The sequence below is a fragment of the Limnohabitans sp. DM1 genome (genome assembly GCF_001269385.1).
Lineage (GTDB): Bacteria > Pseudomonadota > Gammaproteobacteria > Burkholderiales > Burkholderiaceae_C > Limnohabitans_A.
The window spans coordinates 403,358-416,872 of sequence record NZ_CXOO01000010.1 but is presented as its reverse complement, the minus strand read 5'-3'; the positions used below and the strand labels follow the sequence as shown (position 1 = coordinate 416,872).

Here is a 13,515-nt window from a genome sequence, read left to right as displayed (position 1 = left end):
AGATGAACCAGCCTGACTACAACTTGTTTGTATTGGGCGAGGTGGGCAGTGGCCGAACCACCTTGCTCGCACAGATGATGCAGTCTGAGGCCGCTCAGCACCCTGTCCCGTCAGATTTGTGTTTTTTGCACAATTTTGATGAACCCGAACACCCCCGTGCATTGCGCTTGCCTGCAGGCCTGGGTGACCGGCCAAGCTGGCGAAAAACGAGTCCAGCATCAGCTGCTGAGATTGAGAGCGTTGGCTGAGCAAAGCGCCCACGAGACAAGGCAGGGGCAGTTTGCGTTGGCGAACAAAGGCGGTGGACTGGGCACCTCGGGCCAAATCTGCAAAGGCGGTGCTGTGTATGAACTGACCCAGCTTGGCAAAGACAGAGGTCAGGTCATCAAGAGGCGATGACCCAAGGGTTAACCCTATATTTTCTTACCATGGTGGTTGTCATGTTGCGGCGAGAGAAAATAAGAAAAACTTCAATTAAATCAATGAGTTGCGTCAATAATTATATCTTAAGTTCGGTGGATTGGTCTCGCCAGGCCCACTCATGAAGGTCTGGAAGATCGTGAAGAACACGCTGCCGTTCTTGGGCACGCGGCCTTTCTTCTTGATGTCGCTGGGATCGATGCGAACGACCGCATCTTCGGGGAAGGGCGAGAACGCGGTGAACGCTTGATCGGCCAGGATGTTGCGGTCCGCCAAAAACAAAATGCGTGGGCGGCGGCTGGGCTCTGTGCCGTCTTTCCAATCCTTCAAATTCCAGCGGCTGTGAAACAGCTTCCAAGCCAGCTGAAACGCGATGAAGGTTTTGCCCGTGCCTGTGGCCAGCGTCAGCAGCACACGGTCTTTGCCGTTGGCCACCGCCTCCAGCACGCGGGTGATGGCGCTCTCTTGGTAATAGCGGCCCATCCAGGTGCCGCCTTTGTCTTCGAGTGGCACGGCGGCAAAGCGTTTGCGCCAGGCGGCCGCTTGCGCCTCACTCTCGCCAAAGGCCATGTCCCACAGCTCGTCGGGCGTGGGGTAGCGGGCCACTTCGCCTTCGGCCCCCGTGTGCATGTCGATGCCGTAAATGCCCTGGCCGTTGGTGGCATAGGTGTGGCGAATCGCCAGCTTGGCTGCATAGCTCTTGGCCTGACCCACGCCCTCAGTCAGCGGTTTGGCCCAAGCTTTGGCCTCGATCACCGCCAGCTTGGTGTTGCGGTAGACCAGCACATAGTCCGCAATGTCGGCCCGCGCCCGCTTGCCCGCGCCTTGCAGGCGGCCCGCCGTGATGTTGTGCTCCCGCAAGATACGGCTGCCATCCACCTGGCCCCAGCCTGCGGCGGCCAGGGCCGGGTCGATGTGTTCGGCGCGGGTTTCGGCTTCGTTCATGAGGTGGGGATCAAAACTGGATCAAGAAAAATGATTGGGTGAAAACAGCGTGGCCGCCAAATATTTAGCTATTTTCTAGTCATTTTCGTGTTTTTCAGCCGTGACAATCAAAACCCGATCAAGAAATTTGTGTCTCAAAAAGCCATTGGGATGAGACGCAAATGGGTTTGTGACTCGCGGGTGAGTCACAAACACTCAAACAAAGTCCGAGCGCCACACATGCGCTGCCCGCTGGGCCATGCGTTCCTGACGCATGGCCAGGATGGTGGGTGACCAATCGGCCTGATCGCTTAGCCCCAATGCTTTGGCGGTGGCATAACTGCTTCGCCCGTACTCGCTTCGCTTGTCTTCAAAACTGCCGTTTTGACATTGGCGGTTGATGGTTGGCTCCAGCAGCATCAGGTTGCCCAAACGGTAGATGAAGTCTTTCTGGCGGTCTGGGTTGAAGGGTTCGTCCCATTGCGCAGAGGGGTTCTCGGGCAGGATGTGCTCGATGGTGCCGGTGTCGCTTTCCCAATCGTGATGCTTGCCCGATGCATCGCTTTCCAGTGCGCACAGCAGGTACTTGACCACTTTCTTGCGTCGACCGGTGGTGTCCATCTCTTTATGCGAAAAGTCGCGGACAAATTTTTCATCGTCCACGTACACGCTGCGCAGCTGCGCAAACACTTCTGCAGGCGTGCGGACAGCCCCATCCAGCAAGGCCTTGGCGGCCCGGTGATAGACAGGTTCCAGCTCGTTGGTGTTCAGGCTGCCAATCACGGTGTAGCGCACCGACAGCACGCACAGCAGCTTGAGAACGCGGGTGAAGTCGTCCGCGCTCATTCGCTCCCAAGCGGCAAACACCAAGGGCATGTGCTGGCGCACGCCAAACAACTGCAAGTCCCGCACATAGGGCTTGGCGGCAGGGCGTTCCGTCCAATACTCGTGCGCAGTGTCGTCCATGGCAGCGAACAGGTCTGCGCGTTGCTCCAGTGCGTCCATCAAGGCAAACACATCAGTCGATGTTTTGACCTCTTCGCGCACCTTCTTGAACAGGCGCTGTTTGCGAATCTGTGGGGACTGGCACAGCAAGTGGTAACGCAAAAAGTCAGGAAAGCGCTCGTGCTTGATGGTGCCGATCATGTGACGCCACCGGCGCTGCAGCGCTTCCAAATCGCTACGAAGTGGTATGCGGGAGAACAAGTAGTTTTTCGGTTCTCTTGAAATTTGAGTGGGTAAGCTTCTGCCATATTGATCAACTTTTGAGCGTGAATTGATGACTGCCAAGCTGTTTGAATCTGCCCTGGGCATCACTGACCCGTGGTGCGTTGCCTCGGTTGAGTTCGACGAAGGTGCCAAGACCTTGACGATATTGATTGACTTCAAAGTCGGCAGTCGCTTTGCAGTCTCGGGTCACGATGGGCTGCATGGTGTGCACGACACGGTGGCCAAGACGTATCGGCACCTGAACTTCTTTCAACACGAGTGCCATCTGCAAGTTCGCACGCCTCGCGTGAAACTTCCCAACGGTTCGGTGCGGTTGGTCGAGCCTGATTTTGCCGGGCGACTTAATGGCTTCACCTTGCTGTTTGAAGCCTTCATTCTGATGCTGTCTGGCCAGATGCCATTTGCCGCCGTCTCGCGTCTTGTCGGGGAGTCGCCGCACAAGGTTCTGGCCGTGTGCGAAAAGTATGTTGAGATGGCCTGTGGCTTGGCAGATCACTCGGATGTCACGGCACTGGCGATTGATGAGACTTCGCGTGCCAGGGGACACAGCTACGTCACGCTGGCCGCTGATGCCGTTGCCAGGCGCGTGTTGTTTGTAACCGAAGGGCGCGATGCTAAAACCATCAAGGAACTGGCGTCCTACCTGGAAGACCATGGCTGCCCGTGCGAAAACATCATCCAGACCAGCATCGACATGTCGCCCGCCTTCATCTCGGGGGTTACCCAGCATTTGCCCAACGCCCGGATCACGTTTGACAAGTTTCACATCATCGGTCACGCAAGCACTGCAGTGGACAAGATGCGCCGGATCGAGCAGAAGACCGACAAGTCTCTCAAGGGCATGCGCTGGACTTTGCTCAAAGACACAGCCAAGCTCAAACCGGAGGCGGCAGCTGAACTGGATGCGTTGATGGCCAAGATGACCGTCAAACGCACGGCCAGGGCGTGGTCCTACAAAGAGCAGTTGCGTGAGATCCTTGATCGAAAGCAGATCAACGTTGTGCGAACCATGCTGGATCACTGGTGCACATGCGTGATGCGCTCCAAGGTCGAACCGATGAAGGACGTTGCCAAGATGATCCGCGCTCATATGGAAGGCATCGTGGCCTGGGCGCAGACACGCCAGACCAACGGATTCCTCGAAGCCATCAACGGTTTGTTCCAGGCATCCAAGCGTCGTGCGCGTGGGTTTACGCGAATCACAACGATCAAGACTGTCATCTTCTTGATCGCCGGGAGACTCGACTTCCACGCTATCAATCCTCATGCTGGGCAACCCACTTGAAATTCATCAGAGCCGCATTTTGTGGGTCACGCATTTGGCGGTGTCGAAGTGCTTCACGACACCTGTCACACCACCTGCACGGGCCTGAAACTGTGGGTGGTGCACGGCGACCATTTTGACGGCGTGATCCAGTGCGCCAAATGGCTGGCTTATGTGGGCGACTGCTTGTATGAGCTCACGCTGCGTTTTAACCGCCACCTCAACAGTGCCCGTGCACGCATGGGCTTGGAATATTGGTCTTTGTCGGCGTACCTGAAGTTAAAAGTGAAAAAGGCGGTCAACTTCATCAGTGACTTTGAAGTGGCTGTGGCGCATGAAGCCCAACGACGTGGCTATGACGGGGTGGTGTGTGGCCACATTCACCATGCTGAAATTCGCGATGTCAATGGTGTGCTCTACTGCAACGATGGGGACTGGGTCGAGAGCCGAACGGCCTTGGTCGAGCATGCGGATGGGCGATTGGAAATCATCCATTGGGGGTCGACAACAGCAGTGACCGTGCGCGACAAAGTGATGGCGGCAGCCTTGGCATGAGAGGTTCAGAACGGATACCCTGATGTGTGCTGTAGCACACGCATCAAAAAATATGACGGCAGGATTCACGGAACTGTCATCAAAATGACTTGATGGATTCCTATTATTTGTAGTCATTCGATGAGAGCGTGATATGCCGAGTTTCCCGGTCAATGTTGGTGAGAAAAACACTGAAAAATCAGTTTTGCTGGATCGGGATCTGAGCATTCTGGCCTTCAATGAGCGCGTGCTGGACTGGGCGCACCGTGCAGAAGTGCCCGTTCTGGAGCGCTTGCGTTATTTGTGCATCGTGTCGTCGAACATTGACGAATTTTTTGAGGTGCGCGCTGAGCCCCATGTGATGGGCGCTTTGCAGGGTTTGACCAGCGGGCCTTACACACAAGCGAGCCTGGAGGCCATCACCGAGCAGGCCACTGCCATGGTGGGGCGGCAATACAAGTTGTACAACGAACACTTGTTGCCAGCATTCGAGCGACACGGCATTCAGATCCTCTCGCACGGTGAGCGCAATGCCGGTCAGCGGCGATGGGTGCGCAATTACTTTCAAAACGAAGTCCAGCCATTGCTGGTGCCGGTGGGTCTGGACCCGGCACACCCTTTTCCACAAGTGGCCAACAAGTCGCTCAATTTCATTGTGCAGCTGTCGGGCAAAGATGCGTTTGGCCGAGCGAACGAAATTGCCATCGTCAAGGTGCCGCGTGTGCTGCCCAGGTTGATCCCCATCCCGCCGCGTGTCAGTGGTGGTGCCACCGCGTTTGTGTTGCTCTCGAGTGTGATTCGGGCTCATCTGGGCGAATTGTTCGCAGGCCGTGAAGTCGGGCAGTTTTCGCAGTTTCGGGTCACACGTCATTCCGACCTGGCCGTGGATGAAGACGATGTGGACAACTTGCGCACTGCCTTACGCCAAGGGCTGGCTCACAGGCATTACGGCCAGGCGGTGCGCCTGGAGGTGTCATCAGACTGCTCGGCTCGTCTGGCCGAATTTTTGCGACAGCAATTTCAGTTGCCCGCGCTGTCTGTATTTCGCGTCAACGGGCCGGTCAATCTCGTGCGCTTGATGCAACTGATTGATCTGGTCAAAGCGCCGCAGTTGTTGTTTCCGCCCTATGAGGCGAGTTTTCCGGTTCAATTGCCCAGTCAGGGCTCGGTGATGGCTAGCATGCGTGCGGGGGATGTGGTGATTCATCAGCCCTTTGAGAGTTTTGACGGTGTGCTGGCGTTCTTGCGCGAAGCCGCTTATGACCCGCAAGTGCTGGCCATCAAGCAAACCATTTACCGCACAGGCAATGATCCGGTGATGATGGATTTGTTGCGCGAAGCGGTCAGGCAGGGCAAGGAAGTCACGGCAGTGGTCGAGCTCAAAGCCCGCTTTGACGAAGAAGCCAACATCAACTGGGCCGAGCAACTGGAGTCGATTGGCGCTCAGGTGGTGTACGGCGTGGTAGGCCTCAAGACGCATGCCAAGATGCTTTTGGTGACTCGTCGCGAAGGCAAAACATTGCGCCGTTACGGCCATTTGTCGACTGGCAATTACAACCCGCGTACTGCCCGGCTGTATACCGACATCAGTTACTTGACGTGTGACGCCGATATCACGGCCGACATGGACCATTTGTTCCTGCATCTGGCCAGCCAAAGTCGGCTGCCAAAAATGAAGCGTTTGCTGGTGGCTCCCTTCCATTTGCATGCGCAGATGCTGTCCAATATTGAGACTGCAGGTGAGGCTGCTGCGGCAGGGCAGGGCGGTCGCATTGTGATCAAGATAAATGCGCTCACCGATGTGCCCTTGATTGAAGCTTTGCTGGCCGCTGGGCAAAAGGGTGCACAGATTGACTTGATCGTGCGCGGAGCCTGCATGCTGCCAGCCGGGATGGCAGGGGTGAGTGAAAACATCCGTGTGCGATCCGTCATCGGGCGGTTTCTGGAGCACTCACGGGTGTTCTATTTCCGTGCAGGACAAGATGAATCTCTGTACCTGTCGAGCGCTGACTGGATGAGCCGCAACATGATGCGGCGGATAGAGCTGGCTTGGCCGGTCAATGACCCCGTGCTGCGCCAGCGCATCATTGATGAATGCATTCTGGCTTATCTGCACGACAGCCGTGATGCTTGGGATTTGGGATCGGATGGACGCTATCACCGGGTTGGCCTGCATGCACCTGGGCACAGCGCACAAAGCGCTTTGATGGCCCGTTACAGCGCAGCAGCACAGCAGGAGTAGACAGCATGGACCTGATCTTGTGGCGGCATGCAGAAGCCTTTGATCCCGAGCCGGGTCAAAACGATCTGGAGCGGGCTTTGACGTCACGTGGTCAAAAGCACGCCAGCCGCATGGCTGATTGGCTGGAGCGCCAATTGCCCGAAGGGGCCAGAATCCTCTGTAGTCCTGCTGTCAGGGCCGAGCAGACGGTGCGCGCCCTGAGTCGCAAATACAAAGTTCGTGATGCCCTGTCGCCGGGCGCCAGTGTTGAAGACCTTCTGGAAGCAGCTGGCTGGCCTGATGCCAAGCATGCTGTGTTGCTCGTGGGCCATCAGCCCAGTTTGGGGCTGTTGGCCTCACGTCTTTTGCAGATGGGAGATGGGGCCTGTCCAATTCGCAAAGGCGCTGTCTGGTGGTTGCGCAGCCGCCAACGTGAAGGACAGGATCAGACGGTGATCATGTCGGTCACGGTGCCAGACAGGCTGTGAGGTCTGGGCGCTCAGCCTTTGCTGGGACGACCTGTTTTGATGGTCGGAACGGATGCCAGGGCTGCCGCGAAAGCCTTGTCTGGTTGACTGTTGAGCAATTGCAGGCCTGCGCGGATGAGTTCACTTTTCTTGATGTCGACGCCCAATGTGGTGGCGCGTTTTTTCATGCCTGCGAGTTGTTCAAATTCCGTCTTGGGAATGGTGAAGCTGTCGCGAATGACTTTGATTTTTTTTTCTTTCACCGCTTTGGTTTTGTCGGCAGAAGTAGACTGGCTTTTGCTGGCTTGGGTGGCAGGTAAAAGCACAGTCTTTGGCGCTTTTTGAGTGGCGGGTTCAGGCTTTTTGACAGCAGACAACGGTTTGGACTTTGTCGCAGGGCTTGCAGGGGCTGTGGTTTTTCGAGGGGCTTTTGGGGCCGGCTCTGTGGCAGCTTGGGGTGCAATTTTCGAGGCAGGTTTCGCTGCAATTTTCGTGTCGGGCTTCATGGCTTTGCTTGGGCTTGCCGGTGTCTGTGCTTTGGCTGGTACCGTGCTGGGCAAGTCTGCGCCGGTGACTGGTTTTACCTCGGTTTTTGGCGATGCAGCAGAAGGAGTTTTGGTATTGGCTGTGGACATGACGATCTTTGAATTTAACGGTGCATACAGTTTGCATCGTTGATCCAGAAAATTCAATACACGGTTCAGAGTACGTCCATTTGAAATACCCAAGCTGTTTTTTGCCAGGCGTTGGTTTCTTCGCGCAACAAATGCGCCGATTGAGGCCATTGCTCTGCCCAGCTGCTGTTCACCGTCACACGGGTGATGCGGCGCAGCACATCGCATTGCACTTGCACACCTTGAATATCGGGTTCGCGCCGTGCGTGGCAAAAAATAACAGCCAGGCGCAATGCCATGAGTTGTTGCACAAACATCGGATCATTCAGTTCGCTTTCGAGTTTGCGCACCTTGCCTCTGTGGCCCAGCACCAACTGGCTCAGGCGGTGCAATTCATCCATGGTGAAGCCTGTCAGGTCGGTGTTGTCCAGGATGTAGGCACCATGCTTATGGTAATCACTGTGCGAGATGTGCATGCCGACTTCATGCAGCTGAGAGGCCCAATGAATTTTTCTCTGATACCTTGCTGCGTTTTGCTTTTCGGTGTCTGGGATGAATAAAGACAACAGGCTTTGTGCCGTCACCGAGACGCGATTGGCTTGCGTAATGTCCACACCGAATTTTTGGGTCAACCACAGAACCATCTTGGCGCGCACATCGGTATGGGCGCTCTCTCGGTCCAGCAGATCAAACAAGGCGCCATGCCTCAGGGCGCCTTGTGCAGCAAACATTTCGTCAATGTGCATCAAGTCAAACAACGCCCGCAAGATGGCCAATCCACCGCCAATGACAGGTTTGCGGTCTTCTTTGACGCCCTCGATGCGCAAGTTTTCTGGCTTTTGAGCCTTGATCAATCGGTCCTTGAGCCAGTCGAGCCCTTCGCGTCGAATAACGCCTGCTGGCCACCCCGCATGCGTCAACACATCGGCCACTGCACCTACGGTGCCTGATGAGCCATAGCAGGTGTCCCAACTGTCTCTTCTGTAGATGATTTGCGCTTCATCCAGCACCGCCTTGGCCGCAATTTCGGCGGCCTTGAATGATGCGTGGGTCCAAAGACCATCACCGAAATACTTCATGGACCAACCCACGCTGCCGACGCGGTAGGACTCCAGCGTGTGGGCGTCAGCGTTTTGACCGAGGATCAGCTCTGTGGAGCGGCCACCGATGTCGATCACCAGCCTGCGTTCATTCGATTGCGGCAGCAGGTGTGATACGCCTAAATAAATCAAACGGGCCTCTTCGCGTCCGGCAATCACCTCAATTGGAAAGCCCAGGATGGTTTTGGCTTTGTCCAAAAAGACCTCGCGGTTGCGTGCCTCGCGCAGCGTTTGTGTTGCGACGGCACGCACTTGCTCGGGTTTGAAGCCGGCAATTCTTTCGCCAAATCGCGCCAAACAATCCCAGCCGCGTTGCATGGCGTCTTGCGTCAGATTGCGCTCTTCATCGAGCCCGTTGCCCTGACGCACGGTCTCCTTGATGTATTCCACACGCCGCATGTGACCCGCATCCAGTTGACCAATTTCCAGCCGAAAGCTGTTCGAGCCGAGGTCAATGGCGGCAAAAAGGCATTGGGTGTTCATGGTGGGGTCACAAGGGGGGGTAAACAATCGGTCATTATGTGACGGTAAATGAAAGTTTCGGTGACAAGTTCTGGCGAAGCCAGACGATCACGCGGCAGGTGTGTCATGCGCCTCACGGCCCGGTTCATGAATCTGTGCTGTCATGGTTGCGGCCCGACTTTTTTTCTGCCAAAGTGGTTCTCATGAATTTCAAAGATTTTTCTGACGATACCGAAGACAGCACGTTCACACAGCAGCAACGTCTTTTCGCTGCCAAACGAAGCACTTGGGTCAGTGTTGCCATCAATGTGTTGTTGTCCATTTTGCAGGTGTGGGTCGGTGTTTTTTCAAAATCACAGGCCCTGATTGCCGATGGTATTCACTCCCTGTCTGACTTGGTGTCCGATTTTGTGGTTCTGATTGCGGGGCACCACAGCCAAAAAGATGCAGATGTCAAACATCCCTACGGTCATCACCGTTTTGAAACGGCCGCATCCATGGTCTTGGGTCTGTTGTTGCTGGCTATTGGCGTGGGCATGCTGTGGTCGGCTTTTGGCAAATTGCAGTCGCCACACAGTGTTGAACAGGTGCATGTGACGGCCTTGTGGGTGGCTGGGGTTGCCCTGGTGTCCAAGGAGCTGCTGTTTCGCTACATGCTGTCTGTGGCCAAAAAGGTCAAATCCAGCATGCTGGTGGCCAACGCCTGGCATGCGCGGTCTGATGCAGCATCTTCACTGGTGGTGGGTGTGGGCATCGTAGGTAACTTGCTGGGATACCCGATCTTCGACCCGATTGCCGCGCTGATCGTGGGCTTGATGGTGACCCGCATGGGCTGGGGATTCTCATGGGATGCCTTGCATGATTTGATGGACCGCGCGGTCGACGAAGCCGAGGTGCAAGCCATTCAGGACACACTGCTGAGCACCCCGGGCGTGCGCGGGGTGCACGATGTGCGCACGCGCAAGATGGGCGACATGATTGTGGTCGATGCTCACATTGAAGTGGACGCGCATCAAACAGTCGAGGCCGGTCATGACATCACGGTCCAAGCGCGCAGCCGTGTCTTGCAACGGCACCGCGTCTTGAGTCTGATGACGCACCTTGACCCTTGGAAAAAAGCTGATCTGGACCATCAACTGGTTCAGCCCAAGTGATCATGGGTTCGGTGTGAATGCTTGGGCTGTGCAAATTCTGACGAGTAGGCTTTGTGTGTGTGCAGGTCGGTGGCTCCAGCCCCGCCGATGGCCTGCGCTGGACAGCCAGGGGGTGATGGGCATTGTTTTTGCAGCCATTGCGCCACGTCTGAATAGGGGCCCAGCTGTGCGATCAACGCAAGAGCAATGGTTTGGTCACGCTGCTGACCCAGTACTTCTTGCCATTTTTGGGCGCGGCTGTGAAACCGTTGTGCCCAGGCGTGTGGGACCCAGGCTTGGACATTTTCAATCGCATAGCGTTGTTGCTTGGCCAAAATTCGCAGTCGATGTTGGTGCGACAAGTCCAGCGTGTCGACACTGACTTGGAGCCGTTTGTGCCAACTGTGCAGACGCTTGAAAATCCATGCCGACAAGTGCTTGGGGTCCATCGCGAGGTGCTTGGGTGTTGGCTGCAGTGGCAGACGGGCGATCCAGTGTGCCATGTTAAGCAGCATGCGTGTGGTCTGTGGGTCGTGCGCCAGGGTGTTGACCTCATGCAGGGCTGAGTTGCGCTCGGCTTGCAAGGCGCGAGTCATGCCGGTCCAGTGTGCTGGAACTTTTGAAGCTTGGGCAGACAGTGCTGCAAGCCAGCTTGGCAAGGTGATGTCGATGGCCACATCCAGGTTCCTCAATTGGTCGGTGGCTTGAATCAGGGGTTTCAATGGGGCCATGGGCGCAGGGGCAAAGTCACTCAGCAAGGGCTTGAAAAATTTCAGGCTGCTTTGCACCCGCCGCCAGCCAATGCGTGCTTGGTGCGTGATTTCTGGTTCACTGGGATTTCCCAGGGCGCACACATTGAGGGCCATGTGCATGAAGTTTTCCAGCAATATGGCGGCCATGATGTGTTCGGTGCGCTGCTTGGCCTGTCTGGCGACGGGGTGCGCCATGAAGGGTGCGGTGGTGACGTTTTGGGCAGGCATCTTGAATCAGCGCAAGGCGAAGTCCGAGAGCTTCAATCGGCTTTGTGGCAGTCTCAGTTTCATGGTTTCAAGGGTGTGCACCAAGAGTTCGGATACAAACAAATCCCTGTATGGCTTGGAGTCAGCGGGCACCACGTACCACGGTGCATGTTCGGTGCTGGTCTCTTGCAGGGCTTGTTCATAGGCGCGCATGAAGGCGTTCCATTTTTTTCGGTCGTCGAAATCAGAGGCTTGCACCTTCCAGTGTTTCAAGGGGTCATCCATGCGTGCTTGCAGACGTTTTTTCTGCTCTTGCTTGGAAATGTGCAAATAGCATTTCACGACGGCAATGCCCGCATCGTGCAGCAGACTTTCAAAGTGCCGGATGTGTTCGAGTCGCTGGATGCGTGTGGCTTTGCTGATGTCCCTGTGAACCACAGGCACCAGCACGTCCTCATAGTGGCTTCGGTTAAAAATGACCATCTCACCCAATGCTGGCGTCTTGGCGTGTATTCGCCACAAAAAGTCGTGGCGCAACTCCAGTGTATGCGGCACCCCAAAGGCTTCGGCCCGCACGCCCAAGGGGCTGACGTGGGTGAACACGCTGCGAATGCAACCATCTTTGCCGGCCGTGTCCATGCCTTGCAGGATCAGCAGCAAACCACGACTTTGGCCTGCGTGCAAGGTGGTCTGCAGTCGGTTGAGCTGTTCTGCCAGATCGTGCAGACGCTCAGGCCACAGCGTGCTGTCCTCTTGCGTCAGCGCTTCAGGCGGTGTGGTCGGATAAGCAGACAAATCCATGGTTGTGTCGGGCTTGACCCGACAGGCGTGCAAATCAATGTTGTTCATGTCGCGCTTTCAAAGGGTCAGGATGACTTTCAATAGCCAAGGTGTGGCCAGTGTGCCGATCCAGACGGCTGATGTCACCAAAAACAGACCCGGCAAAACCCAGGTCGAAAAAACGCGGCCACCTGCTGTCATGGCCGCGGCCGCTTTGCTCAGGGTGTTGCTGCTGACGGCCAGCAAGATGCCCCACTGGGCTTGATCCAGCGATGCATGCCCTTGATGCACCAGACTGCTCATGGATGCCACGCTGGCATGCGCGTCTGCAAACCCTGACACGAAGGCCCCAATCATCATGCCCATGGCGCCCAGCCATGTCTGCAAAGCTGCCGTTAACAGTGTGACGGACAAAACTATCCCGGTCATCAACAAGGTGGTCTTGTGGTCAAAAGCATGACCTTTGAGGGGCAGTTCTTGGGCTGCGGCTGCACCTAGAGGACGCTTGGCGACCCACAGGGCATACAGGCCAGCCGTCGTGATGCCCAAGCCAATCGGCAGCAGCATGTAGGGCAAAAGCGGTGGCAGCAAGACAGAAACGAGCAAACCCAGCTGGAGCATGGTGGAGACCGTTGACAACACCGCGCCCACGGCGGCGGCCTGGGTGGAGGTGGGGAATTTCTGCGCTGTTTGTCCCATGCTCAAGATGGTGGCGGTGCTCGATACAAATCCGCCAGCAAAGCCCGTCAGGGCCATGCCGCTGCCTTGCCCCATGATGCGCTTGGCCATGTAGCCGACGGCGCTGATGCTCATAGCCAGCACCACAAAGCGCGCCAGTTCGTGCAGATTGATCGCTTGAAAGGGACCGATGAACCGGTTGGGTGCCAGTGGCAACAAGATCATCGCGGCAGCCAAAAAGACCACCACGTCTTGCAGTTCCTGTTCCGTGATGACCTGGCGAACAAATTGGTGCATGCGCTCACGCGCAGCCAGCAATGCGGCCAAAACAATGCCCAAGATGGCTGCCAATCCAGGGGCTTGCACCGACAGGGCGCCGAGCAGGCAGGTCAGCAAAATGGCTGTTTCGGATGTCAAGCCGGGGTCATGACTGCTCGATTGCTGGTAAGACACCACGGTCAAAGCCCCCAAAATCAGCAGCAAGGCGCTCAACAAACCGGAAGAGTCCATGCTTTGCGCCACGAATCCGCTCAATGATGCAATGGCAAAGGTGCGAATGCCTGCGGCCCGGCGATGGGGGCCTTCGCCTTTGCGCCGCTCCCGGTCTGCACCTACCAGCAATCCGATGCCCAAGGCCACGGACAGCTTGAACAGCACGGCCGAATCTATGGAAGTGAGCATGCGCTTTTTGCAATCTGTTGAGCCACAGTGGACTCACTGTAGGGCTTG

General features: G+C 56.3%; 11 protein-coding genes and 2 pseudogenes. 6 read left to right on the top strand and 7 right to left on the bottom strand.

The features are described from left to right. Positions 1–248, top strand: a 248-nt coding sequence (locus AMM33_RS03235; protein ID WP_369802393.1) for a Lon-like protease helical domain-containing protein, incomplete at its 5' end; no start/stop codon positions are given. A gap of 283 nt (positions 249–531) precedes the next feature. On the opposite strand, the pseudogene AMM33_RS03230 reads toward AMM33_RS03235, so the two are convergent. Both AMM33_RS03230 and AMM33_RS03225 read right to left on the bottom strand, forming a co-directional pair. Continuing rightward, positions 532–1,365: pseudogene (locus AMM33_RS03230) on the bottom strand (DEAD/DEAH box helicase family protein); the annotation flags it as partial. A gap of 195 nt (positions 1,366–1,560) precedes the next feature. Next, positions 1,561–2,490: an HNH endonuclease family protein gene (locus tag AMM33_RS03225; RefSeq protein ID WP_194945197.1), complete on the bottom strand. Its 930-nt coding sequence runs from the start codon at positions 2,488–2,490 to the stop codon at positions 1,561–1,563. Positions 2,491–2,623: 133 nt separating this feature from the next. On the opposite strand from AMM33_RS03225, the gene AMM33_RS03220 reads away from it, so the two are divergent. The 4 genes and pseudogenes from AMM33_RS03220 to AMM33_RS03205 all read left to right on the top strand — a co-directional run bounded on the left by AMM33_RS03220 (position 2,624) and on the right by AMM33_RS03205 (position 7,081). Continuing rightward, on the top strand, positions 2,624–3,859 hold the full coding sequence (locus AMM33_RS03220) for an ISL3 family transposase (RefSeq protein ID WP_090138798.1): 1,236 nt from the start codon (positions 2,624–2,626) through the stop codon (positions 3,857–3,859). 18 nt (positions 3,860–3,877) lie between these two features. After that, a pseudogene (locus tag AMM33_RS03215) lies at positions 3,878–4,393 on the top strand (UDP-2,3-diacylglucosamine diphosphatase); the annotation flags it as partial. 133 nt (positions 4,394–4,526) lie between these two features. After that, positions 4,527–6,614, top strand: coding sequence for a polyphosphate kinase 1 (gene ppk1, locus AMM33_RS03210; protein ID WP_090138680.1), 2,088 nt, complete (start codon positions 4,527–4,529; stop codon positions 6,612–6,614). 5 nt (positions 6,615–6,619) lie between these two features. Beyond that, positions 6,620–7,081 carry a SixA phosphatase family protein gene (locus AMM33_RS03205; protein ID WP_090138678.1) on the top strand — a complete coding sequence of 154 codons (462 nt, stop codon included), beginning with the start codon at positions 6,620–6,622 and terminating at the stop codon, positions 7,079–7,081. 11 nt (positions 7,082–7,092) lie between these two features. On the opposite strand, the gene AMM33_RS21725 is transcribed toward AMM33_RS03205, so the two are convergent. After that, on the bottom strand, positions 7,093–7,752 hold the full coding sequence (locus AMM33_RS21725) for a hypothetical protein (RefSeq protein WP_228767916.1): 660 nt from the start codon (positions 7,750–7,752) through the stop codon (positions 7,093–7,095). An 8-nt stretch (positions 7,753–7,760) separates the two neighbouring features. Continuing rightward, the gene (locus AMM33_RS03190) at positions 7,761–9,257 is read right to left on the bottom strand and encodes a Ppx/GppA phosphatase family protein (RefSeq protein WP_090138672.1); all 1,497 of its coding nucleotides are present in this window, start codon (positions 9,255–9,257) and stop codon (positions 7,761–7,763) included. Positions 9,258–9,439: 182 nt separating this feature from the next. Here AMM33_RS03190 and AMM33_RS03185 point away from each other — a divergent pair, with 182 nt between their 5' ends. Next, positions 9,440–10,390 carry a cation diffusion facilitator family transporter gene (locus AMM33_RS03185; protein WP_090138796.1) on the top strand — a complete coding sequence of 317 codons (951 nt, stop codon included), beginning with the start codon at positions 9,440–9,442 and terminating at the stop codon, positions 10,388–10,390. Here AMM33_RS03185 and AMM33_RS03180 read toward each other — a convergent pair. From AMM33_RS03180 to AMM33_RS03170, 3 genes are read right to left on the bottom strand one after another with little or no spacing between them, the layout of a single operon-like run. Further along, a complete protein-coding gene (locus AMM33_RS03180) occupies positions 10,378–11,316 on the bottom strand; it encodes a CHAD domain-containing protein (protein WP_194945195.1) in 939 nt (312 codons plus the stop codon). The two genes, AMM33_RS03185 and AMM33_RS03180, sit on opposite strands and share 13 nt — an antisense overlap. A gap of 39 nt (positions 11,317–11,355) precedes the next feature. After that, positions 11,356–12,177, bottom strand: coding sequence for a PPK2 family polyphosphate kinase (locus AMM33_RS03175; protein WP_090138668.1), 822 nt, complete (start codon positions 12,175–12,177; stop codon positions 11,356–11,358). 9 nt (positions 12,178–12,186) lie between these two features. Further along, positions 12,187–13,467, bottom strand: coding sequence for an MgtC/SapB family protein (locus AMM33_RS03170; RefSeq protein ID WP_090138666.1), 1,281 nt, complete (start codon positions 13,465–13,467; stop codon positions 12,187–12,189). Positions 13,468–13,515 lie beyond the last annotated feature (48 nt).

What these genes read in the sequence shown, in the direction of transcription:
- AMM33_RS03225 (WP_194945197.1), bottom strand. Translation starts at nt 2,490, where the DNA reads ATGATCGGCACCATCAAGCACGAGCGCTTTCCTGACTTTTTGCGTTAC.
- AMM33_RS03220 (WP_090138798.1), top strand. Translation starts at nt 2,624, where the DNA reads ATGACTGCCAAGCTGTTTGAATCTGCCCTGGGCATCACTGACCCGTGG.
- ppk1 (WP_090138680.1), top strand. Translation starts at nt 4,527, where the DNA reads ATGCCGAGTTTCCCGGTCAATGTTGGTGAGAAAAACACTGAAAAATCA.
- AMM33_RS03205 (WP_090138678.1), top strand. Translation starts at nt 6,620, where the DNA reads ATGGACCTGATCTTGTGGCGGCATGCAGAAGCCTTTGATCCCGAGCCG.
- AMM33_RS03190 (WP_090138672.1), bottom strand. Translation starts at nt 9,257, where the DNA reads ATGAACACCCAATGCCTTTTTGCCGCCATTGACCTCGGCTCGAACAGC.
- AMM33_RS03185 (WP_090138796.1), top strand. Translation starts at nt 9,440, where the DNA reads ATGAATTTCAAAGATTTTTCTGACGATACCGAAGACAGCACGTTCACA.
- AMM33_RS03180 (WP_194945195.1), bottom strand. Translation starts at nt 11,316, where the DNA reads ATGGCGCACCCCGTCGCCAGACAGGCCAAGCAGCGCACCGAACACATC.
- AMM33_RS03175 (WP_090138668.1), bottom strand. Translation starts at nt 12,177, where the DNA reads ATGAACAACATTGATTTGCACGCCTGTCGGGTCAAGCCCGACACAACC.
- AMM33_RS03170 (WP_090138666.1), bottom strand. Translation starts at nt 13,467, where the DNA reads ATGCTCACTTCCATAGATTCGGCCGTGCTGTTCAAGCTGTCCGTGGCC.